21 protein-coding genes are annotated in these 20,920 nt (G+C 65.6%); 13 read left to right on the top strand and 8 right to left on the bottom strand.

What is annotated here, in order from left to right; translation table 11 throughout:
• Nucleotides 1–42 precede the first annotated feature (42 nt).
• The 4 genes from Pla108_RS01225 to Pla108_RS01210 all read left to right on the top strand — a co-directional run bounded on the left by Pla108_RS01225 (nucleotide 43) and on the right by Pla108_RS01210 (nucleotide 4,268).
• On the top strand, nucleotides 43–1,341 hold the full coding sequence (locus Pla108_RS01225; protein WP_146441754.1) for a two-component system sensor histidine kinase NtrB: 1,299 nt from the start codon (nucleotides 43–45) through the stop codon (nucleotides 1,339–1,341).
• 72 nt (nucleotides 1,342–1,413) lie between these two features.
• The gene (locus tag Pla108_RS01220; RefSeq protein ID WP_146441752.1) at nucleotides 1,414–2,589 is read left to right on the top strand and encodes a response regulator; all 1,176 of its coding nucleotides are present in this window, start codon (nucleotides 1,414–1,416) and stop codon (nucleotides 2,587–2,589) included.
• Between the two features lie 46 nt (nucleotides 2,590–2,635).
• On the top strand, nucleotides 2,636–3,808 hold the full coding sequence (locus Pla108_RS01215; protein WP_146441749.1) for a response regulator: 1,173 nt from the start codon (nucleotides 2,636–2,638) through the stop codon (nucleotides 3,806–3,808).
• Between the two features lie 49 nt (nucleotides 3,809–3,857).
• Nucleotides 3,858–4,268 carry a response regulator gene (locus tag Pla108_RS01210; protein WP_146441746.1) on the top strand — a complete coding sequence of 137 codons (411 nt, stop codon included), beginning with the start codon at nucleotides 3,858–3,860 and terminating at the stop codon, nucleotides 4,266–4,268.
• Between the two features lie 89 nt (nucleotides 4,269–4,357).
• On the opposite strand, the gene Pla108_RS01205 is transcribed toward Pla108_RS01210, so the two are convergent.
• A complete protein-coding gene (locus tag Pla108_RS01205) occupies nucleotides 4,358–4,657 on the bottom strand; it encodes a hypothetical protein (RefSeq protein ID WP_231934236.1) in 300 nt (99 codons plus the stop codon).
• 225 nt (nucleotides 4,658–4,882) lie between these two features.
• Nucleotides 4,883–5,131 carry a hypothetical protein gene (locus tag Pla108_RS01200; RefSeq protein WP_146441741.1) on the bottom strand — a complete coding sequence of 83 codons (249 nt, stop codon included), beginning with the start codon at nucleotides 5,129–5,131 and terminating at the stop codon, nucleotides 4,883–4,885.
• A 479-nt stretch (nucleotides 5,132–5,610) separates the two neighbouring features.
• On the opposite strand from Pla108_RS01200, the gene Pla108_RS01195 reads away from it, so the two are divergent.
• The 4 genes from Pla108_RS01195 (at nucleotide 5,611) to Pla108_RS01180 (ending at nucleotide 9,817) form a co-directional block, all read left to right on the top strand.
• Nucleotides 5,611–5,943: a co-chaperone GroES gene (locus Pla108_RS01195; protein ID WP_146441738.1), complete on the top strand. Its 333-nt coding sequence runs from the start codon at nucleotides 5,611–5,613 to the stop codon at nucleotides 5,941–5,943.
• A gap of 183 nt (nucleotides 5,944–6,126) precedes the next feature.
• On the top strand, nucleotides 6,127–7,746 hold the full coding sequence (groL, locus tag Pla108_RS01190) for a chaperonin GroEL (RefSeq protein ID WP_146441735.1): 1,620 nt from the start codon (nucleotides 6,127–6,129) through the stop codon (nucleotides 7,744–7,746).
• Between the two features lie 392 nt (nucleotides 7,747–8,138).
• Nucleotides 8,139–8,456 (top strand): type II toxin-antitoxin system RelE/ParE family toxin, encoded by a 318-nt coding sequence (locus tag Pla108_RS01185; protein WP_146441733.1) that lies wholly within the window; start codon nucleotides 8,139–8,141, stop codon nucleotides 8,454–8,456.
• Nucleotides 8,457–8,935: 479 nt separating this feature from the next.
• Complete coding sequence (locus Pla108_RS01180; RefSeq protein WP_146441730.1) at nucleotides 8,936–9,817, top strand: PEP-CTERM sorting domain-containing protein; 882 nt, start codon at nucleotides 8,936–8,938, stop codon at nucleotides 9,815–9,817.
• 103 nt (nucleotides 9,818–9,920) lie between these two features.
• Here Pla108_RS01180 and Pla108_RS01175 read toward each other — a convergent pair whose 3' ends face one another.
• Nucleotides 9,921–10,529, bottom strand: coding sequence for a hypothetical protein (locus tag Pla108_RS01175; protein WP_146441727.1), 609 nt, complete (start codon nucleotides 10,527–10,529; stop codon nucleotides 9,921–9,923).
• Nucleotides 10,530–10,863: 334 nt separating this feature from the next.
• On the opposite strand from Pla108_RS01175, the gene Pla108_RS21425 reads away from it, so the two are divergent.
• Nucleotides 10,864–10,995, top strand: coding sequence for a hypothetical protein (locus Pla108_RS21425; protein ID WP_261342503.1), 132 nt, complete (start codon nucleotides 10,864–10,866; stop codon nucleotides 10,993–10,995).
• Between the two features lie 122 nt (nucleotides 10,996–11,117).
• Here the strand turns inward: Pla108_RS21425 and Pla108_RS01170 are convergent, their stop codons facing one another.
• Nucleotides 11,118–11,705, bottom strand: coding sequence for a type 1 glutamine amidotransferase domain-containing protein (locus Pla108_RS01170; RefSeq protein WP_146441724.1), 588 nt, complete (start codon nucleotides 11,703–11,705; stop codon nucleotides 11,118–11,120).
• Nucleotides 11,706–11,777: 72 nt separating this feature from the next.
• On the bottom strand, nucleotides 11,778–11,930 hold the full coding sequence (locus Pla108_RS20725) for a hypothetical protein (protein WP_197526127.1): 153 nt from the start codon (nucleotides 11,928–11,930) through the stop codon (nucleotides 11,778–11,780).
• Nucleotides 11,931–12,300: 370 nt separating this feature from the next.
• Between Pla108_RS20725 and Pla108_RS01165 the strand changes: the two genes are divergently transcribed.
• Together Pla108_RS01165 and Pla108_RS01160 are read left to right on the top strand one after the other, a co-directional pair.
• Nucleotides 12,301–13,950, top strand: coding sequence for a hypothetical protein (locus Pla108_RS01165; RefSeq protein ID WP_146441721.1), 1,650 nt, complete (start codon nucleotides 12,301–12,303; stop codon nucleotides 13,948–13,950).
• Nucleotides 13,951–14,075: 125 nt separating this feature from the next.
• A complete protein-coding gene (locus Pla108_RS01160; protein WP_146441718.1) occupies nucleotides 14,076–15,956 on the top strand; it encodes a hypothetical protein in 1,881 nt (626 codons plus the stop codon).
• Between the two features lie 14 nt (nucleotides 15,957–15,970).
• On the opposite strand, the gene Pla108_RS01155 is transcribed toward Pla108_RS01160, so the two are convergent.
• The 3 genes from Pla108_RS01155 to bcp all read right to left on the bottom strand — a co-directional run bounded on the left by Pla108_RS01155 (nucleotide 15,971) and on the right by bcp (nucleotide 17,957).
• A complete protein-coding gene (locus tag Pla108_RS01155) occupies nucleotides 15,971–16,411 on the bottom strand; it encodes a hypothetical protein (protein WP_146441715.1) in 441 nt (146 codons plus the stop codon).
• A gap of 275 nt (nucleotides 16,412–16,686) precedes the next feature.
• Nucleotides 16,687–17,157: a hypothetical protein gene (locus Pla108_RS01150; RefSeq protein ID WP_146441712.1), complete on the bottom strand. Its 471-nt coding sequence runs from the start codon at nucleotides 17,155–17,157 to the stop codon at nucleotides 16,687–16,689.
• Nucleotides 17,158–17,438: 281 nt separating this feature from the next.
• Nucleotides 17,439–17,957, bottom strand: coding sequence for a thioredoxin-dependent thiol peroxidase (gene bcp, locus Pla108_RS01145; protein ID WP_146441708.1), 519 nt, complete (start codon nucleotides 17,955–17,957; stop codon nucleotides 17,439–17,441).
• A gap of 274 nt (nucleotides 17,958–18,231) precedes the next feature.
• Here bcp and rsfS point away from each other — a divergent pair, with 274 nt between their 5' ends.
• Together rsfS and argS are read left to right on the top strand one after the other, a co-directional pair.
• Nucleotides 18,232–18,681: a ribosome silencing factor gene (rsfS, locus tag Pla108_RS01140; RefSeq protein ID WP_146441703.1), complete on the top strand. Its 450-nt coding sequence runs from the start codon at nucleotides 18,232–18,234 to the stop codon at nucleotides 18,679–18,681.
• A gap of 219 nt (nucleotides 18,682–18,900) precedes the next feature.
• Nucleotides 18,901–20,868 carry an arginine--tRNA ligase gene (gene argS, locus Pla108_RS01135; protein ID WP_146441700.1) on the top strand — a complete coding sequence of 656 codons (1,968 nt, stop codon included), beginning with the start codon at nucleotides 18,901–18,903 and terminating at the stop codon, nucleotides 20,866–20,868.
• The last annotated feature ends 52 nt before the right edge of the window (nucleotides 20,869–20,920 follow it).

Genomic DNA, 20,920 nt, shown 5'->3' with positions numbered 1-20,920 from the left:
CAAAGTCCTCTCTCTTCCTCCCCCGAGCCACCCCAGACGCCCATGACCGCCCTGCTGGTCGATCCGGTCGCCGAGGCCGAACTCGAGAAACTGCGCGCCGAACTCCGCGAGTTCGAGGCGGCTCCGACGACGCCAAAGTGCGACCCCAAGGGGATCGACTGGCGCGAAGTGATCAACACCTCGAACGACGCCTTCCTCTCGACCGACGCCTCGGGCGTCCTCATCGAGTGGAACGCCAACGCCGAGCGGCTCTTCGGATGGAGCCGCGACGAGGTCGTCGGCATGTCGCTGGATGAGACGATCCTTCCAGGTGATCCCACCACCAACCGCCCAGGCGGCCTGCGTCTACTGGCGGTCGATCCGAAGCAGGGCAAGCGACTCGAAGTCAACGCCCGCTGCCACGATGGTGGCGAGCTGCCCGCCGAGGTGTCGGTTACGACGATGCGCCATGGGGCGTCGTTCGTCTTCAATGTGTTTATCCACGACATCTCGCGACGCCGCGAGTTGCAGTCGCAACTGGCCCACGCGCAGAAGCTTGAATCGATCGGTCAGCTCTCGGCGGGAATCGCCCACGAGATCAACACGCCAACGCAGTACGTCGGCGACAACACACGCTTTGTCCAGGAAGCGGTGACCGACCTGCTGTGTGCGTTCGAGGCCTACGAAGCCCTCGCCGAGGCGGTGCGGACCGGCGGCGACGCCGCCGCGGCGCTCACGGCGGCGGTGCAGGCCGCCGAGGAATACGACGTTGCATATCTTAAAGAAGAGCTCGGCTCGGCGATCGACCAATCGCTCGAGGGGATCGATCGCGTCGCGACCATCGTTCGGGCGATGAAGGAATTCTCGCACCCGGGTTCGGCGGCGAAGACCCCGATCGACCTAGCGGCGGCGGTGCAGAACACCATGACGGTCGCCACCAACGAGTGGAAGTATGTCGCGACGATCGAGACCGACTTCGACGAATCGCTCCCCGCGGTCCCCTGCCTGCCTGGCGACTTTAACCAGGTGGTCCTCAACCTGATCGTGAACGGCGCCCACGCCATCCGCGAAGTCGTTGGCGATTCGGGCGAGAAAGGAGTGCTCCGCGTGGCCACGCGCCGCGAGGCCGACGAGGCGGTGCTCTCGATCAGCGACACCGGTTGCGGCATCCCCGAAGCGATCCTGGGCCGGGTGTTCGATCCCTTCTTCACCACGAAGGACGTCGGCGTCGGCACCGGGCAAGGTCTCGCGATCGCCCGTTCGGTGATCGTCGATAAGCACGGCGGCACGATCGGCGTTGAGACGCGGGTTGGGGAAGGAACCACGTTTGTCATCCGTCTGCCCCTCGGCGACGAGACGTAGGCAATAAGAACGCTCCGCAGAAAGCCGAACCCACCCACCGCCCTCGCCTCCTACCCACAAGGTCGCTATCCCATGCCTTCGATCCTGTTTGTCGATGACGAGCCAAACATCCTCTCGGGTCTGCGGCGGATGCTCCGCACCCGACGGGGGGGATGGGAGATGGCGTTCTGCGAGAGCGGCGCCTCGGCGTTGGAACGACTCGCCGAGACGCCGGTCGACGTCGTCGTCTCCGACATGCGGATGCCGGGGATGGACGGGGCCGAGTTGCTCACGCGGGTTCGCGAGTTGTACCCCGACACGGTCCGGATGATTCTCTCGGGGCATTCGGATCAGGAGATGACCCTGCGGGCCGTCGGTCCGGCGCACCGTTACCTCGCCAAGCCCTGCGACCCCGTGCTGCTGACCGAGGCGATCGACGCGTCGCTTGAACTGCATTCGCGCGTACGATCGACGGAAGTGCGGCGTTTGGTCGAGGCGGTGGATTCGCTCCCGATGCTTCCGGAGGTCTACACCGAATTGGTGGAGGAGATGGCAAACGCACGGGCTTGCGTGCAGACCGCAGGGAAGATCATTTCTCGCGACCTGGGGATGTCGGCCAAGATCTTGCAACTGGTGAACTCGTCGTTCTTTGGTTTGCCGGTGCGGGTCTCCGACGTGCCCCACGCGGTGGCGTTGTTAGGGCTCGGCGTGATCCGGCCGCTCGTGCTGACGACCGGAGTCTTCCGTCAGTTCGAGGGACGCGATCTCGGCGGGTTCTCTCTCGCCCGTCTGACGGACCATTCCATGCGGGTGGCGGTCCGGGCGCGCGATCTCGCATCGACCGAATGCGAACACCTCAGCGGTGACGACCTGAGTGATGTCTTCCTCGGCGGCTTGGTGCACGACGTGGGCCGCCTGGTTCTCGCGCAGCATCGACCGGGGGACTACGCCCGACTCGTTTCCGAATCGGCCGATCAACCTAACCGGCTGACGGACTGCGAGCGAGAACTGTTCGGCGCGACGCACTGCGAGGTGGGAGGCTACCTGCTCCAGCTTTGGGGGCTGCCGGCGCCACTTGTCAAAGCCGTGGCGCTGCATCACGAGCCTAGCGTCTCGCGGTCGGACCGCTTCGAGGCGCTCACCGCCATTCACGCCGCGGAAGTGCTCGTCGACAACGAAGCCGACTGGGATCGGGGCTACCTCGATCAGGTCGGCCTGGGCGATCGGCCGGCTGTCTGGCTCGACGCCGTAAAGCCCGCTAACGCGTAAGTTCCAGACGCACAGCCAACCCACCTCGACACGACGAGAATCCGCTATGACTCCTCCCGAACGCGTCCTGCTCGTGGACGACGACCCGAACGTCTTAAAGGCGTACGAACGCCGGCTGCGGCGTCGGTTCGATGTCGAGACCGCCCTCTGTAGCGAAGAGGGGGTGACGGCCGTCAATTTCCTCGGGCCGTTCGCCGTCATCGTCTCGGACATGACGATGCCGCGCGAGGATGGGGCGGGCTTCCTGGCGAGGATGCTTGAGCTGTCGCCCGACAGCATCCGCATCATGCTGACCGGCAACGCCGACCAGGCGACCGCAGTGAAAGCGGTCAACGTTGCGCGGGTGTTCCGCTTTCTGAATAAGCCGTGCCAGGCCGATGAACTCGAGCTGGCCATCCAAGACGGCATCGATGAGCACCGCCGGCTCCGCGCCGAGCGTGAGCTCATGGCTCAAACCGTCCACGGCGTCGTCTCGATGCTGACGCACGTGCTGTCGCTCGTTAACCCCTCCGCATTCGGTCGGGCGACGCGGCTGCGCTCGCTGGCGCGCGAAGTCGCCGACGCGATCGAGATCGCCGACCCGTGGGAGCTCGAGATCGCCGCGTCGCTGTCTCAACTTGGCGCGGTCACCATGACGGACGCCCTCCTGCAGAAGCTCGGCAGGGAAGACCCCCTCACCGACGCGGAGCAGATCCTCGTCAGCCAACAGTATCGCATCGCGGCCGACCTCATCGGCGAGGCGCCGCGACTAGAGTCGATCGCCCGAGCCGTGGTTCTGCAGTCGGACGACGAGTCGCCGACCGAGAGCGATTCCGTCAACGTCCGTCGCAACGCCTCGCTCTTGGCGGTCGTATTGGAATTCGATCACTTGACGACGGATCGCGGATTGCCGCGGGCGGACGCGTTGCACCAGATCGTTAGCCACGCCCCGAACAGCGCCGAGATCGCCATCGAGGCTCTGCAGAAAGTCGTCGCCAGGCACGACACGCGTCGCTCGATGGAGGTCACCCTCGCCGACCTCCGCGACGGCATGTATCTGGTGGAGGATGTCGAAACCACCAGTGGCATTGTCTTGGTAGCTCGGGGGCACGAAGTGACCGCTTCGCTCCGGGGGCGCCTCACGAGCTACGGCGCTACCCACGACCTGAAACTACCCATCCCCGTCCTCGTCGCCGCCGACATGGCCGACAAAATCGCGGCGCAGCGCATCGGCGTTTGACGAGCGCGGCTGTCTGAAGAAATCTTAATTCGAATCCCCGGAGGGCGACATGCCTGCTAGAGATGTCCTGCTGGTCGACGACGACGCCAACCTTCTACACGGCATTTGCCGATCGCTGCGGGGTCAGCCGTTTCGACTGCTAACCGCTCGCTCCGGCGAAGAGGCGAAGGCGATCATCCAGTCGCATCCTATCGGCGTGATCGTCTGCGATGAGCGGATGCCGGGGCAGTCGGGCACGCAGCTGCTCGCTTGGATCGCCCGCAATTGTCCGGAAGTGGTCCGAATTGTCCTCACCGGCCACACCACCCCAGAGACGACGATGCGTGCGATCAATGAGGGGCGTGTCTTCCGCTTCTTCAGCAAACCGTGCCCCCCCTTTGATTTGGCGATGGCGATCCGTGAAGGGCTGGAGCTCCACGAGTCGGCGACTGAAGGGGACTGCGCCCTGGCCCCGGTTTGAAGACGCCGCCTATTAAAAGCGAAGCCGCCGACCGTTCACGGTCGGCGGCCTGCTGGCGTTTCTAATGGTTACGGCTGCTTCGTTTTCTCTCAGAAGCCGACGCGTACGCCGACTCCCGGCGCGCCGATCGTTACCCCGCGTCCATACCCGCCATACCCATAGCCGTACCCGCCGTAACCATAGGCGCGGCCGCGGTACCCCGATCGGTAGCCAACGGGGCCACGGTAGTACCTGCCGTAGCGGCCGCCGACGTAAGGCGTGGAGTAGCGCACTCGCGGACCGAAGTAGCGGCCACGGAGACGGGCCTGCGCCTCGACGGCCGGGATCGCCAGCATGGCGACGACGCTGAGGGCCATGAGGGAAGCCGATAAAAATCGTTGGCGATGCATTGCATTCTCCGGATGTTTGGGGCAACGACGACCACCCTGCCTTCTCAGGGTTCAGGGTGAATTGTCGAAAAACGTTACGTTGCAGGGGGAATCGTCCTCCGAGGGGAACGGCGAACGTCCGGTAGTAGTTAGGTGCACGTAGCGCGCCAAAAAAAGCGAGCCGCTCTCTACCCACGGGTAGAGAGCGGCTCGTTGTCGTTGTCAGGGAGCCATCAAGTCGCCGGCTCACCAGCCGAGGTAAACACCGACGCCCGGGGCGGCGACGCGGACCCGGCCGTAGCCGACACCGACGCCCACATAAGGAGCGCGGACCACAACCGGCGCGCGGCGGACCACCACCGGAGCGGCGTAGACGACCGGCGCGCGACGGACAATCGTTCGGTAACGCCGCGCTTCGGCGTGCGAAGGAAGGGCCAACCCGAGGGCGACCAGCGCCAGCAGGGCGAGAGCAAAGCGAGCGGAGGGGCGGAACATGGGAACAGTCTCCGGAGGGGAAGGGGTCGCGTCGCGGGCGCTGCCCAACCCGCAAATCCGCGACGCAGCGGGACGGGCTGACAACTGCAGCGGTTCGAGGTGGGCGTCATTCTAGGGGACTTGGGCGGAGAATGCCTCCCACCACCGGGCGCCATTCTGGCAGCGTTCCCGGCTCCGCCGAGCCGTATGCCGAAGAGCAGGGGTCAGAATGACAGGGCGAGGCGGCCGGCGGCGAGGATTGCCTGTGGACGCAATCCTCTACTGGATAAAGACTTACGACCGTCGACAGCACTCTCGCTGGCATTGGCGCCCGAGTTGCTTCTACCCGCCCACGACTGCGTCCGTGGCGCCCGGGGTTACCGGTGCGCTTGGGGCCAGTGCTTAAAGACAACTGTCAGCGGGTGGCCCGGCGGCAACGTCGGCTCCCGATCGACTAACAACTTTCACATCCCCCATCCCCTGACGTGAGGATCTCGCCGATGGCGACCGCCACTAAGAAGCCAGTCTCCAGTAAAAAGGGCAAGGTCAAGCTCGAGCCGATGGGCGACAAGGTTGTCGTCGAGCGTGTTGAGTTGGCGGACAAGACCGCGGGCGGCATCTTCCTGCCCGACTCGTCGAAGGAAAAGCCGAACCGTGGCACCATTGTCGCCGTCGGCCCCGGCAAGCTCCTGGACGACGGCGGTCGCGGCGAGCTGCAGGTCAAGGTCGGCGACGAGGTTCTTTTCACCAGCTACGCCCCTGAGACGATCGAGATCGACGACCAGGAGTACCTGCTGATGAGCGAATCGGACATCCTTGCTGTGGTTGAGTGAGCGAGCTTAACCCCCTCCCCTTGATGGGGAGGGTCGGGGAGGGGTGAAGAACCCGGGTACCCGACGCGCCCTCTCCCCCCGGGTACCCGACGCGCCCTCTCCCCTAGCCCCTCCCCGCAAGGGCCCCTCCCCACAAGGGGGAGGGAATCAAGAAAAACACCCAACCTACACCGGAGTTCTCCCATGGCGAAAATGATCGCCTTCGATCAAGAAGCCCGCGACGCGATGCGTCGTGGCGTCCAAAAGCTGGCCCGCGCGGTCAAGGTCACGCTCGGCCCCAAGGGGCGTAACGTCATCCTCCAGAAGTCGTTCGGCTCGCCGACGGTGACCAAGGACGGCGTCTCGGTCGCTAAGGAAATCGAGCTCGAGGACACCTACGAGAACATGGGCGCCCAGATGGTCAAGGAGGTCGCCGCTAAGACCTCCGACATCGCGGGCGACGGCACCACCACCGCCACGGTCCTGGCCGAAGCGATCTTCATCGAGGGCCTCAAGGCCGTCGTCGCCGGCGTCAACCCGGTGCAGATGAAGCAGGGCATCGAGAAGGCGGTCGAGGACATCACCGCCGAGCTCAAGAAGCTCTCGATCAAGGTGAAGTCGACCCAAGAGATGGCGCAGGTCGGCACCGTCGCCAGCAACGGCGACACCGAGATCGGCGAGATGCTCAGTAAGGCGATGGAGAAGGTCGGCAAGGACGGCGTCATCACCGTCGATGAAGGCAAGTCGCTCGCCACCGAGGTCGAGTGGGTCGAGGGCATGCAGTTCGACCGCGGCTACCTGTCGCCCTACTTCGTCTCCGACCAGCAGCTGATGGAGTGCGTCCTCGAGGACTGCTACATCCTGGTGCACGAGAAGAAGATCAGCAGCATCAAGGACCTGGTCCCGGTCCTCGAAGCGGTCGTCAACAGCGGCAAGCCGCTCTTGATCGTCGCCGAGGACATCGAGGGCGAGGCTCTCGCGACGCTCGTCATCAACAAGCTCCGTGGCACGTTCAATGTCGCCGCGGTGAAGGCCCCCGGCTTCGGCGACCGCCGCAAGGCCATGCTCGAGGACATCGCGATCCTCACCGGCGGCCAGGCGATCTTCGAGGACCTCGGCATCAAGCTCGACACCGTCGGTCTGGCCGAACTGGGCCGCGCCAAGAAGGTCATCATCTCGAAGGACAACACGACGATCATCGAGGGCGCCGGCAAGTCGAGCGACATCAAGGGCCGCATCGACCAGATCCGCCGCGAGATCGACAACTGCACCAGCGATTACGACCGTGAGAAGCTCGAAGAGCGGCTCGCGAAGCTGTCAGGCGGCGTGGCGAAGGTCAACGTCGGCGCCGCGACCGAGAGCGAGATGAAGGAGAAGAAGGCCCGTGTCGAAGACGCGCTGCACGCCACGCGGGCGGCCGTCGAAGAGGGCATCCTCCCCGGCGGCGGCGTCGCCTTGGTTCGCTGTGCGGCCAAGGTCAAGCCGCAAGGCCTGTCGCACGACCAAGAGATCGGCTACCAGATCGTCGTCCGCGCGGCGCAGGCCCCGCTGAAGGCGATCGCCACCAACGCCGGCAAGGACGGCGGGGTGGTCTGCGAGAAGGTCGCCGACATGAAGGGTGGCGAGGGCTACAACGCCGCCACCGACAAGTACGAGGACCTGGTGAAGACCGGCGTCATCGACCCGGTGAAGGTGACCCGCACCGCGCTACAGAACGCGGCGAGCGTCGCGACGCTGATGCTCACGTCCGACGCGTTGATCGCCGAGGCCCCGAAGAAGGGCAAGGGCGGCGCCGCGGCGCCTGGTATGGACGACATGTATTGAGCCGGGGCCTGCGGCCCTGAGTGATCAGGGATCAGGCGTCAGGTGTCAGTAATAAAAGAGAAGGCCGCCGGCGAAAGCCGGCGGCCTTTTTTTGTGTCGTTTAGGCTCTGGTGGTAGTCTTTAGCTGAGGTCTTACGTCGCCTGGAGAGAATTGCGATGAGCGCCGGGTTCGCCGATTCACTAGAGAGCTTTCACGACTTCGTCGGCGCCAAGATCGCCAGCGGGAAGACCATGTCGCCCGAACTGGCGTTGGCGCTGTGGCGGGAATGCCTGCGCGAAGCGGCCGCCATCCAGGAAGGACTCGACGCACTCGATCGCGGCGACACGCGGCCGGTCGATGACTTTCTGCGCGAGATCGACGCCGAGTTTGGACTCGATGCGGAACGACCTACGTGGTCACTGTCACCGAACCCGCGCAGGCAGACATTCGCGGGACGATCGCCTATCTCTCTGAGCGATCGCCAGCGGGCGCCAAGGCTTGGCGAAAAGCCCTCGACGGCTGCTTCGAACGGCTGCGGACGCATCCCGAGACCGCCGGTCACGCTCCCGAGCACACATTGTTTGACGAAGCGATTCGTCAAGCAATCTTCAAAACGAAGTTGGGTCGCCCGTACCGCGTTATCTTTGTGGTGCGTGGCGAGACGGTGCATGTGCTGCGGGTGCGCTGCCCGGGGCAAGATTTGCTGGGCGCCGAGGGCTTTGCTGAATGAACTAAGCTTGCCCCCGGCCACTCCACGGAAGCTCAGCCCCGGTAGGGGCGGCAGCGCGTAGCCAGGGGCGCCAGCCCCTGGGACTCGGCAACATCGACAAAGCCCCGGAGGGGCGACAGTAACTCGGCACGCCATGCCGCTGTCGCCCCTCCGGGGCTTTTCGTCTTTGCGGGCGATCGGTTCCAGGGGCTCGCGCCCCTGGCTACGCGCTGCGCCCCTCCGGGGCTTTGATGCCGGGGCGGTGACGAACGATGGCGCACGGGCGTTCGCTCCTCTGAATCACCGGCGCCGGCGCATTCGGTGCGACCGTGACAACCGTTGCCAGCCGTCGCGTTGAATGGCGGTGAGACCCTCGAAATCGTTGTCGCCGTGGCCGCGCCGATTAGCGTGGAGAGGGTTGCTTGGGACAACCGGGCCGGCGCCGTGGTGGCGACCCTTCTGGCCGGTTGTCGTCTCACTTCTCCTTCGAGTTGCGTCTCATGAGTCTCTCCCGTTCGCGTTTTCTCCTCGGCTTGGCGGCCGCGCTTGGTTGCGTCTTTCTTTCTTCCGCCGCCTCGGCGGCCGTGGTCGAAGTCAATTCCTTCGAGACCACGATCCCCGCCGTCCCGACCGCCGGCGCCTGGTACGCCGCGGACATTCGCGCCGGCGGCGCCGCTTCGATTGAGTCGCTCGTCGGCATGGGTGGCGACCTTGAGTCGAACCAGCCCCTCCCCACCGGCGCCGCGCTGCTGACCACCGGCATGGACAACGGCGATAAGGCTGAGGTCGCGACGTACGCCGACTTCGGTGACGCGACGACGGTCCTCAGCTCCGCCATCTTTGGCTACAACTACTACAAAGAAACGGTCGCCGGCGGCAACGTGTTCGCCGCCCCGTCGCTGAAGATCGGCATCTTCTCGACGACCGGCACGGGCGACAACTACGGCCAGCTCGTCTACGAGCCGACCTGGAACCAAGTTGGCGGCGGTTCGCAGGCTTCCCCCGCCGACGCGTGGCAGTCGGTCAGCATCGATGCGACGACCGGCGCGGGTAACGACGCGTCGGGCGGTTGGTTCTGGACGGGCGGCTTCGAGCTCCCCAACGGCGCCGGCGGCCCGCCGATCCGTTCGCTCGGCGAGTGGGTGACCGCCTTCACGACGGCCGACGCCGACTTTGCCGACGCCCGCGTGGTGAGCCTCGCGATGGGCGTGGGCACCTACAACCAGGGCCAAGTCGGCTACTTCGACAACGTCAGCATCTCGGTCCCCGGCGGCGTGTCGACGACGTTCGACTTCCAAGCCGTCCCCGAACCGACCAGCGCGATGCTCGTCGCGGCGGGTTGCCTGGCCGCTGGCATTCGTCGCCGTACGGTTGGCTGCTGATCTCTAGAGTTCGACTTTCACTAACGACAAAGCCGCCGGTGAAAAACCGGCGGCTTTGTCTATTTGGTCGGCGTTCGTTTGTTCGGCAGGGTCCGTTCGCCAGCTACGCCCCCGCGGTCGCGCTCTGGACTTCGCGGACCCAAGTCGGCGTGCTCTGCCGATAGGCGATGACGTGCTTGCGGCGGGTGAAGTAGTAGACCGCGTTGCCCCCTTGGAACACCACGCTGAGTGCGATCACGACGCCGTAGAACGCCATGACGATGACACGGTAGAGACTATCGATGCCGTCGCCCGAGCCGAACACCTCGCGCAGCTGGGGCTTAGCGGCGAGCTCGGCGGCGAAGGGGCTGTCGCCCGACAGGCTCGTGACGAGCTGCCAAACGCAGTAGACGATGATCAGGGCGAGGAAGCCGAGCTGGTTCCAACCGAGGAAGGCGGGCGCCGACTCGTCGAACGCCAGCAGGCGACGGCGGCCGCGGAACTCGTTCCAAGCGACGAGCCCCATCCCTCCCGCCAGCACGAGCGCCGGCAGGCTGAAGAGGGCGAACGGCGCCGACAGCGCCGCGAGCACGCCGATCGACCAGCCGTTGAACGCGGCGACGCCCGCCGCCCGACGGATCTTCCGCGATCGGTCGTGGGCGACCGCGACTTCGCGGTGCTGCGACTCGCTGAGCGGTCCGGTGGGGCTGATTGGAAGGGCTGCGACGGCCACGGCAGGGGTCTCGGGAGGGAGGACGCCAAGCATTCAACAGCTTACGTCAGAACGGGGCGCCAGGGACAGCACCGCGATTCAACGCCTCAGGCCGACGAACTGGCGACGTAACGTTTCGGCCTCAACCTTACAGCCGCGTAAGGCTAAAGCTCCGCAAGGTTGCCCGCGGCGCTACGTTACAAAGAAGCAACGCACTCGATTCGCCGACCCGTCCGTGGCGTGCTGATCGTAGAGTTCGGATGAGAGGTCGGCTTCGCTAACAACGCGGGACGGTTGGGTTCCGCCGAAGGCCGACGCGAAATCGTAGGTTTGCATAGACGACAGGAGAATCATCATGACGCGGCGGATTCTGATGTTGGCGGTGGCGGTCGTTGCTCTGGCGGGTTCGGTCGCTTCGGCCGGCCACGTGCATTTCGGGCGGATGGCTTTTATCCACCATTCAAGTCCCTCGCAAGCCGGCCACTGAACGGGCCCGTTGCGACATCGCGCGGCGCATTAAAAGAGAAGCGGGCGGGAGTCCGGCTCCCGCCCGCTTCCTTCGTTTCGTACGGACAAACTGCGCGTCGATAGAAGCAACGCAGAGGGTGACTATGCGACCTGCGCCGCGTGCTTCCCTTCGGCGATCTCCTCGACCATCTTCTCGCAGAAGGCCGTTAGGTCTTCTGGCGTGCGGCTGGTGACGAGACCTTCGTCGCAGACACACTCCTCGTCGACCCAGTTAGCGCCGGCGTTGATGAGGTCGGTCTTGAGACTGGCGTACGACGTGACGCGACGCCCCTGAACGACGCCCGCCTCGACGAGCATCCAAGGGCCGTGACAGATCGCGGCGACCGGCTTGTGCTGCTCAAAGAAGGCGCGCACGAACTCGACGGCGTCGGCGCTCTTCCGCAGCGTATCGGGGTTCTGGACGCCACCCGGGAGGACCAACGCGTCGTAGTCGTGCGGATTAGCGCTGGCCACGATGGCGTCGACCGTCACCTTGTCGCCGAGTTGGTCGTGATGCATGCCCTGGATCTCACCCATGTCGAGCGAGACGATTTGCACGTCGCCGCCCGCCTCGGTGATCGCGTCTCGCGGGCGTGTCAACTCAACCTGTTCAAAGCCGTCGGTCGCGAGAATCGCGACTCGCTTGCCCTTAAGTTCATCGGTGCATTCGCTTTTTTGTTTGTTGCTCATATATTTCCCTTGGTCTTGATTGTCGGTTGCTTTCTTAGGAAGCGATCTTTGTTTGAACGCGGTGGCCAGGGCTCAAGCCGAGGCCGCTGCGGTCTGCTTTTTCATTGAGGTGCCGCAGCAGGCGAAGATCGGGTCGCCCGAGTCGCAGTTGCAGGGCGCTTTGACCTCGATTTCCATGCCACACGATTCGCACTTGAAGGTGTCGCCTTGGTAGGGCTTGGACATTGTTCTTACTCCTTCGTTCGGGCGATGGGTCTTGTTGTCCAGCGGACGCCGGAGGGGAAGCCTCGAGACGGCGGCGCGCTGAAATGTCAGGGAACGACCAGGAGTGGTGCGAACGCCATGCCGTTCGCCGCAGCCCCCGCTGAAGAGCGTCTTTCCGTGCGGCTTAAGCCATCGGATTGGCGGCGATTCATGCAACGCGGTGGCTGAGCCGCCAAGCATGACCGGCGGGCCGCCACGGAACGAGAACCCGCTGGAGGTGTCGGAGGAGCCGTTTTCGTCGGTTTCGAGCATCGGCGGAGCACGCCCAAGGGCAGTTTCCCATGCCGGCTTGTTGTCGCCTATAATCGGGTGGCCTCAGGAGACCCCGCTCGTGGACGAGATCCAACAACGCGTCGACGCCGCCCGCCGGCGGCTTGTGCTACGGCAGTGGGGCGGGCGGTTGGCTCTCTGCCTGACCGCCGCGTTCTGCGTCGCTCTCGTGGCGATTATCGTTCCGAAACTGTTCCCTGTGCCCGGTCTGCCGGCCCGGTGGGCCGTCCTGTGGCTTGGTGGCGCCGCAATTGTTGGATTGACCTGGGCTTCCCTGTGGACGGTCCTGCGTCCAAAAAGCCGCCTCGACGCGGCCGTCGAGATCGACCGTCGGTACGAGCTCCGCGAACGGGTCGCCAGCAGCCTGACGCTCTCGGAAGACGAACTAGCCACCCCGGCCGGGACGGCGCTGGCACGCGATGCGGTGCGGGCGATCGGTAAGGTCGAGGTCGCCGAGCGCTTCGCCGTGGGGATCGACCGGGGGGTGTGGCGGCCGTTGGCGCCGGCCCTCGTGGCGCTGTTGGTGGCGACCTTCGTCGGCAATCGCATCGCCGAGGCGACCCCCGAGAAGCCCCCCACCGAACAGGTCGCCGCCGAGCAAGCGAAGAAGGCCGCCGAGACGGCTCGTAAGCAACTCGAGAAGCGTCGCCAGCAGGCGGAGAAGGACGGCCTCACCGACGCCTCGGCGCTACTCAAGAAGGTCGAGGAAGGGACCGCCGACCTCGCCAAGAAGCAAGCGAAGGACCCCACCAAAGCGGCCGTCAAACTCAACGACCTCTCGCAGCAGCTCGCCGAGCGCAAGCAGAAGCTCGGCGGCAGCGAGGAGCTCCGCAACCAGCTCAACCGGATGAAGGACCTCGGCAAGGGCCCGGCCGAGAAGGCGGCCGAGGCGATGAAGCAGGGCGACTGGAAGCGGGCCATGGAGGAGGTGGCGAAGATCCGCGAGGAGATCGCCCAAGGGAAAGTCTCGCCCGAGAAGCAGGAGCAGCTCGCCGCCCAACTCGGCAAGATGCAGCAGAAGCTCGCCGAGGCGGCCCAGCAGCAACAGCAGCAGAAGCAAGAGCTCGAACGCCAACTCGCCGAGGCGCAGCGCAAGGGCGACCTCAACCAGGCCGGCAAGTTGCAACAGAAGATCGACCAACTCGCCCAGCAGGCGCCGCAGATGCAGAAGCTGCAGCAGATGGCCCAGCAGATGAAGCAGGCGCAGCAGGCCCTCGACAAGGGAGACGCCAAGGCGGCCGCCGACGCCATGCAGCAGATGGCGCAGCAGATGGGCGAGATGGCCAAGGAAGCCCAAGAGATGAAGATGCTCGACGCCGCCATGACCGACATCATGGACGCCAAGCAGGCGATGGGCATGGAGCCGGGTCAGATGGCGGGAGGAATGCCCGGCCAAGGCCAGGGCAAGAACCAAGACGGCCCCCCGGGCGACGGTATGGGGGAGGGGCGCGGCAAGGGCTTCCGGCCCGACGAAAAGAACGACGTGTCTTTCCGCGACTCCCAGGTCAAGCAGGAAGTCGGCCGGGGCGCCAGCACGTTTGGCGGTCTCGTGAAGGGCCCCAGTATCAAGGGGGAGGTCGCCGAGTCGATCAAGACGCCGCTCGACGCCGCCGCCGCTCAACCGGCCGACCCGCTGACGAGCGAACGCCTGCCAAAGTCGCGGCGGGAGCACGCTGAGGAGTACTTCCGCGGACTGCGCGACCGCCTCTAATCGCGCGCCCTAGAAGCGTGCTAGCACGGCAAGGTTGGTAGACGCGGAGCCCCCGGACGGCCTAAAGTGCCTAACCGGATGCCCCTGTCGGGCGCATCCCTCGCGCCGGTCCCCAGGCTTCAGTGATGTCTTTGTTCAATCGATTCGCTCTCGTACTTCTCGCCCTCGCCGCGGGGTGCGCCCTCCCCGCCATGTCGCTGGCGGACGACCTCCCCGAGGCCGCTGAGGCGGCGAAGGAGGCTTTCGAGCCGCTCAGCTCGGAAGACCTCGACGCGGCGCGCTCTCGGCTCGCGGAGCGGGTGGTCGCCGTCGAACGGCTGTTGAACCCCTCGACCCAATTCGGCGCTCGCTGGCTCGACTTCCTCGCCTGGGAAGGCGTACAGAAGCAGCTCGCCCCCGATGCAGAACCCGACCTAGCCGCCGCCCGCGAGACGCTCCGCCGCCTCGGCTCCGGCGCGGACGGGCTGGAGAAGCCCCAGCTGCAAAGCGTGGCGCAGGCGTTGGAGGACTACATTGTTGTCGCGTCATTCGCGCCGGCGCCGGCCGACCGCCAGGAGAAGTCTTTCGACGCGATGGTCGACGGCCTCGCCGAGCGGCTTGGCGACCGTGCGGGGCTCGTCAACGTCCGCGCTAACCACGAGGCGGAACGGCGCCTCGCGTTGCTGGCTGGCCTTGAATCGGCGGGGCGTGGCGGGCCGCTGCTCGAGCGGGTCCGCCGTGATTTCGGCATGACGAACGCCTTCGTCGAGGTCCAGGCGCCGCTGCTCAACGAATTGGTCGGCCGGCCCATCAATGACTGTGGCCCGCTCACCGACTGCATCCTCGGCACCAGCATCCGCGGCACGGGCGCGACGAACGCGACGCTCACGGTGTCACCGATTCCGTCGCTCGGTCAGGCGCGGCTCGCCTTCCGGCTGAGCGGGTCAACCCGCTCGAACACCACCGGCGTCAACGGACCGGTGCAGATACGCAGCCTCGGGGACACAACTTTCTCCGCCACCAAGATCGTCGACCTCTCCGACGAGTCGTTCCGTTTGATGCCGGCCCAGGCGACCGCGACGACCCGCACGAAGACGCAGAGCGTTTCGAAGATGGGGGGCGGACTCGGCAGCCGTCTTATCGAGCGGGTCGCCCGCCAGCGGGTCGCCGAGAAGAAGGGACAGGCCGACGCGATCGCTTCGGATCGCGCCGAAGACCGGGTCGAGGATCGTCTCAACGAGCAACTCGACAGCCAGATCATCGACGCCCGTCGCCGTTACGACGAGCGGGTGACCCGGCCGCTGCGTCAGCGCCGAGCCACGCCCCGGAATTTGGCTTATCGCACGACTTCCGAGTACCTGGCCGTCAACGCGGTGATGGCCAATGGCGGCGAACTGGCGGCATGGGACGCCCCTCCGGAAGGCGTCGTGGCGCCCCTCAGCGCACGGCTGCACCAAACGGCGGTCAATAACCTGCTCGACGCCTACCTCGGCGGCGCGACGCTCCGCCGTGAGTCGGTCGACGAGCCGACCAAGATCAACATCGTCGCCCCGCCGTGGCTGAAGCTGAAGGCCGAGCCCCTTAAGCCGGGCGAGCGGTTCCAGCCGTGGTCGCTGAAGTTCCGCGATGACCGCCCGATCTCGGTCGAGCTCAACGAGGGGCGGGTGAAGGCCCTGCTCCACGCGGAGCAGATCCGCGTCGAGGACAAGACTTACGACAACTGGGACCTCATCGCCACCTACGAGCCGCAGCAGATCGACGGCGTCTGGCATCTCGTCCGGCAAGGGGACGTCGAGGTGCTGCCGACGCGGTTCGATCCCGCTTCGGGGGGACGCCTCACCAGCACCGAGGTCGGTCTGCGGAACAACCTCGCCGACGCGCTCAACAACCCACCCGACCGCATCCCGCAGACAATCAAGATCGATCCGATCGATCTAACGTCACGTGAAGGGCCGGTGCAGTTCCTTTCGATGACCGGTATCGAAATCCATGATGGTTGGGTCGCCTTGGGTTGGAAGTCGTTGTGAGCGAGGCCGCCGCACTACGCTTTCGATGCGGCGAGCAGCTGTTGCGGTAGCGGACTGGTCACCTGCCCGCCGCTCTCATAGGACTCGGGGCTGACGAAGCGGCACCACCGCAGCGTGACGTCGAACTCGAGGTCGCCGAGTCCCAGTTCGTCGAGCCGTGAGTCCGCCGCCTGCAAACGGACGCGCCGGTGGGTGATCGGCGTCGCATGCTCAATGCCGACGCCCCGCAGCGAGAGGTTGCGTCCGGTCACGTAGATCGACGAAGAACCGCCCGCGTCCCGCCCCTCGACACCACCGTCACGGGGCGTGTCGAGGGGCGTCAACAGCAGACGAAAGCTAAACTCCCTGCGATCGATGCCGCGGCGTTCATGCCGGCCGCCGCCGAGACGCTCCAGCACGGGCTGGAGCGTCGTCGTCTTCGACACGGATTGAGTGAGCGGCGCGCAGGAACTCATACGGTTAACCTCGCTGAGGACCGAGCAAGCGGATGAGACGCCGGGCCCGCTGCGACACAGGGCGGCGGGCGGATCGGCAACCAGAGAACAGCGTCCCGGGAGGCGTCCAGCGCGGACCGCTCCCATCGGACGGGTGGTGACGAGTCTCGCCACCGCCATCTAAAAACTACGTCAGCTCCGGCCCTGGCGCCGACGCCGCACCCGAAGAGTCCGGGTTTTTTCGCCCGCCCGCGCCCTTACTATCGGACTGGGGACGCCCGCAGTCACCAGGTGCGTCAGATGCGGATGAGCCCAAACACCCAGCATCCGAGGCAGAGCAGCGCGAGGAAAAACACCACCGGCGCGGTCATGCTACGCCGCCGCGGCCGATGCCGCTGGGCGAGGCCAAAGGCGGCGATCTGGGGGCCGTGCATCGACACGGTGAGCTCGTTTCGCCAGCCACTGCTTACGCCGAGTGGCCAAGCAGGGCGGGGCCCGACAGCGGCGGGGCCCTGGAGCACCGCCGCCATCGAGGCGACGGGCTGCTTGGCGACCGGCTGTCGCGCGCCGTGGTAGCAAGGCAACGCCTGACGCTCCGCCACGGGGAGCGACTCGTGGGTCTGTCGAGCCGTGCAGGGCTGTAGCGCGGCGGCGAACTGCCGGCAGGCGACACAGGTCATCAAGTGGCGTTCGACGAGAGAATCATCGGCGCGTCCCGTCGGGAAGGGGCCCGATGTGAGCGCGACAAACACGCGGTCGCAATCCATCGCGGGTCTCCGAAGAGTTGGCGACGCCCCCTACAGTGGCCTAATCCACCGGGATCGCCGCGGCGACCGTTCCGCCTGTCGGCCGCGATGACATTGAATGAGATTCAGACGAGCAGCGTATCGAGAAGTGACCAGAGATTAGTTCGTCTTCAGGGCGCCCCGCTAGTGCATTTGAGAGGGGTAATTACCGAAAAAAGCGAGGACCCCCACCCTGGGGTGGAGGTCCTGGTCGTGACGGGATTCAGTCAGCTTCACCTTGTGATTTTCGACTCGCCGCTGCCCTAGGCCGACAGTTCGGCCAGCGCCGCCAGCACTTGCTCGTCGTGGCCATCGACGCTGACGCGTTTCCAGACCTTCGCCACTTTGCCCTCGGCGTTGATTAGGAAGGTGCTGCGTTGGATGCCCATCGACTTCTTTCCGTACAGGTTCTTTTCGCGCCAAGCGCCGTACTTCTCTGCGATTTTGTGGTCGGCGTCGACTAGTAGCGGGAAATTCAGGGCGTGCTTGTCGCGGAACTTGGCGTGGCTCGCCGCGTCGTCGGGGCTGACGCCGAACACCACCGCGTCGCTCTGGGCGAGCTTCGGCTGGGCGTCGCGGAAGGCGCAGGCCTCTTTTGTGCACCCGGGCGTGTCGTCTTTCGGGTAGAAATACAGGACGACCGGCCGGCCTTTCAGGTCCGAAAGGCGAACCTTCGATCCGTCGTCGGTTGTCAGGCTGAAGGCGGGCGCTTTGGCGCCCTCCTCGATCCAGGGCGTTTGGGCGCCCTCCTTGGTCCGTGTCGAGTCGCTGTCGCTAGGCATCGTGGCGCCTTGGTGGGGTTGGGGTCGTTTTTTCGGAGAAAAGAGTCGGCTCACCCCCGGCGATCGGGTCCGTGAAGAACGGTCGGCAGCCAGAGTGAAGAGTGTAGGAAATTTGCCCCGAACGGGCAGCTAGCGGCCCGGCTGGCGTCGACGAGAGCCCCCAACCGGCCGATCGTAGCCTTCAGGAAACCGCCCCCGACGGGCCCGCCAAGGCGTCGCCCCCCGCGGGCGTGTCGATTACAATCACAGTACCGAGCCGAGGAGTCAGCTCACCATGCCCGCTAGCGCTTTGGAGCCTGCGATCGCCGACAAGATCGAAACCGCCACGGAAACCGCCGCCCCCCGCCGGGGCGAAGCGACCGGCTTGGAGCTTGCGCTCGCCGCCGCCCAAGTGGCCGCCGACAACCGTGGCGAGAACATCACGATTCTCGACCTGCGGGAATTGACCCCCGTCTTCGACTACTTCGTGCTGGCGACGGGCAACAACCGGCGGCAACTCCACGCCATCAGCGAGGAGATCGACCATCGCCTCGAGGACGACCTCGGCGAGAGCCGCATGGGGATCGAAGGCTACGCCGAGAGCCGCTGGATTCTGCTCGACTACGGTTCGATCGTGGTGCATCTGTTCGACGAAGAGACCCGGGCGTTTTACGCCATCGAGGATCTCTGGACCGACGCGGTGAAGGTGCCGTTGCCGTGGGATACGTCCGGCGAGGCCTCTTAAACTAACTCGCGCAGAGCCGCCGAGCCGGTCGCTCGCTTCACGCCAAGACGCGATTTTGTGGGAGGCGTCTCCGACGCCGATTTCGGCGCCTTGGCCGAATCCGGCATGGTGCGCGAAATCGGCGTCAGAGACGCCTCCTACATAGATTTTCTTCCGTAGCGGCTTAGCGGCCTTGGCGTGAGCCTTGCGGCCCAACAGCGCCCCGGCCATCCTCTTGGCATGAACGCCCTCGCCGAACTCCGCCGCCGCTTTAAGTCCGCCCTCGAAGGGCTCGCCGACGACCCCGCTCAGCTCGCGGAGATGGTCCTGCCGAGCCAAGACGCCAAGTTTGGCGACTACCAGGCCAACTGCGCGATGCCGCTCGGCAAGAAGCTCGGCAAGAAGCCGCGCGACGTCGCCGACCAACTAGTCGAGCGGCTGGCGGCTCAGGACGGCTTCGACGCGATGTGCGACCCGCCCGAGGTCGCCGGCCCGGGCTTCATCAATCTGCGGCTCCGCGACGCGTGGCTGACCGAGCAACTGACAGCGGCCCTGGCGGACGAGCGCCTCGGCGTCGAGCTGGTGGCGACGCCTCGTAAGTACGTCGTCGATTACTCGAGCCCCAACGTCGCCAAGCCGATGCACGTCGGGCATATCCGCTCGACCGTCATTGGCGACACCCTGGCCAACGTGCTCCGGCTGTTGGGCCATCAGGTGATCACCGACAACCACATCGGCGACTGGGGCACCCAGTTCGGGATGATCATCTACGGCTACAAGAATTTTCGTGATGAGGTCGCCCTGGAAACGGCGCCCGTTGCTGAGCTGGGCCGGCTCTACAAACTCGTGAACCAGATCGGCGACCACCAAGCGACCGTCGCCGACAAGCTGCCCGCGCTGAAAGAGAAGCTCGCCGCCGCCGAAGAGCGGGTGGAAGACCTCAAGGCGGAGCCGTCGACTGGCGATGCAAAAGCCGACAAGGCGGTCGCCAAGAAGCTCCGTCAAGCGGAAGGCGCCGTTGTCGAGCTCCGGAAAGAGATCGAGTCCGCCGAGGCAAAGGTCGCCGCCTTCGAGGACGACTCGCTCCTGGCGGAGATGAGCAGCAAGCACCCGGAGATCGGCGCCGCGGCGCTGGCCGAGACCGCCAAACTGCACGAAGGCGACGCCGAGAACCTCGGCCTTTGGAAGCGGTTCTTGCCGGCGTGCCTCGACGAGTTGCAGCTCACGTACGACCGCCTCGGCGTAGCGTTCGATTACACGCTCGGCGAGAGTTTTTACCACGATCGGTTGGCGCCGGTCGTCAAGGACCTCCAAGCGAAGGGCCTCGCGCGCGAATCCGACGGCGCCCAGTGTGTCTTTATCGACGGCTTCGACGCCCCGTTCTTGGTGCAGAAGAAGGACGGCGCGTTCCTCTACGCAACGACCGACCTGGCGACGATCGAGTACCGCGCGAAGGAGTGGGCGCCCGACGCGGTGCTCTACGTCGTCGATCACCGTCAGTCGCTCCATTTCGAGCAGCTGTTCGCCACCGCCAAGCTGTGGGGATACGACCAAGAGCTGACGCACGTGTCGTTCGGCACGGTCCTTGGCGAAGACGGCAAGCCTTACAAGACACGCAGCGGTTCGGCCGTCGGCCTGATGGGCCTCTTGGACGAGGCGGTCGACCGCGCCCGGGCGATCGCCGAGAAGAGCAGCGTCCTCGAGACCGACGCCGAACGGGACGAGGTTGCCGAGCGGATCGGCATCGGCGCGATCAAGTACGCCGACCTGGCCCACAACCGCACCAGCGACTACGTCTTCAGCTACGACAAGATGCTGGCGATGACCGGCAACACAGCCGCGTACATGCAATACAGCGTCGCGCGGGTGAAGAGCATTTTTGGGAAGGGGGGCGTGAGCGCCGCGAGTCTCCGGTCTTCCGACGCGGAGCTTCGGCTTTGCGAACCCGCCGAGCGCGCGCTCGGACTCGAACTTCTGCGGTTCAGCGAAGCGCTCGAGCGCGTCGCCGCCGAGTACCGCCCTCACTACTTGACGGGGTACCTGTTCGACGTGGCTCAGCGGTTCGCGGAGTTCTTCGAGAAGTGCCCCGTCCTGAAAGCCGACGACGAGGCGACCAAGGCGAGCCGGCTGCTGCTGTGCGACTTGGTGGCGCGGACGTTGGAGACGGGTCTGGAACTGCTGGGCATCCGCGTGGTTGAGCGGATGTAGCCTTCGTGATCGGCAGAACTTGCTTGCGGCACTCCGCACGCCGGGGTACCCT

The organism is Botrimarina colliarenosi (assembly GCF_007859955.1).
Taxonomy (GTDB): domain Bacteria; phylum Planctomycetota; class Planctomycetia; order Pirellulales; family Lacipirellulaceae; genus Botrimarina; species Botrimarina colliarenosi.
This window is presented reverse-complemented; position numbering and strand designations above follow the sequence as displayed.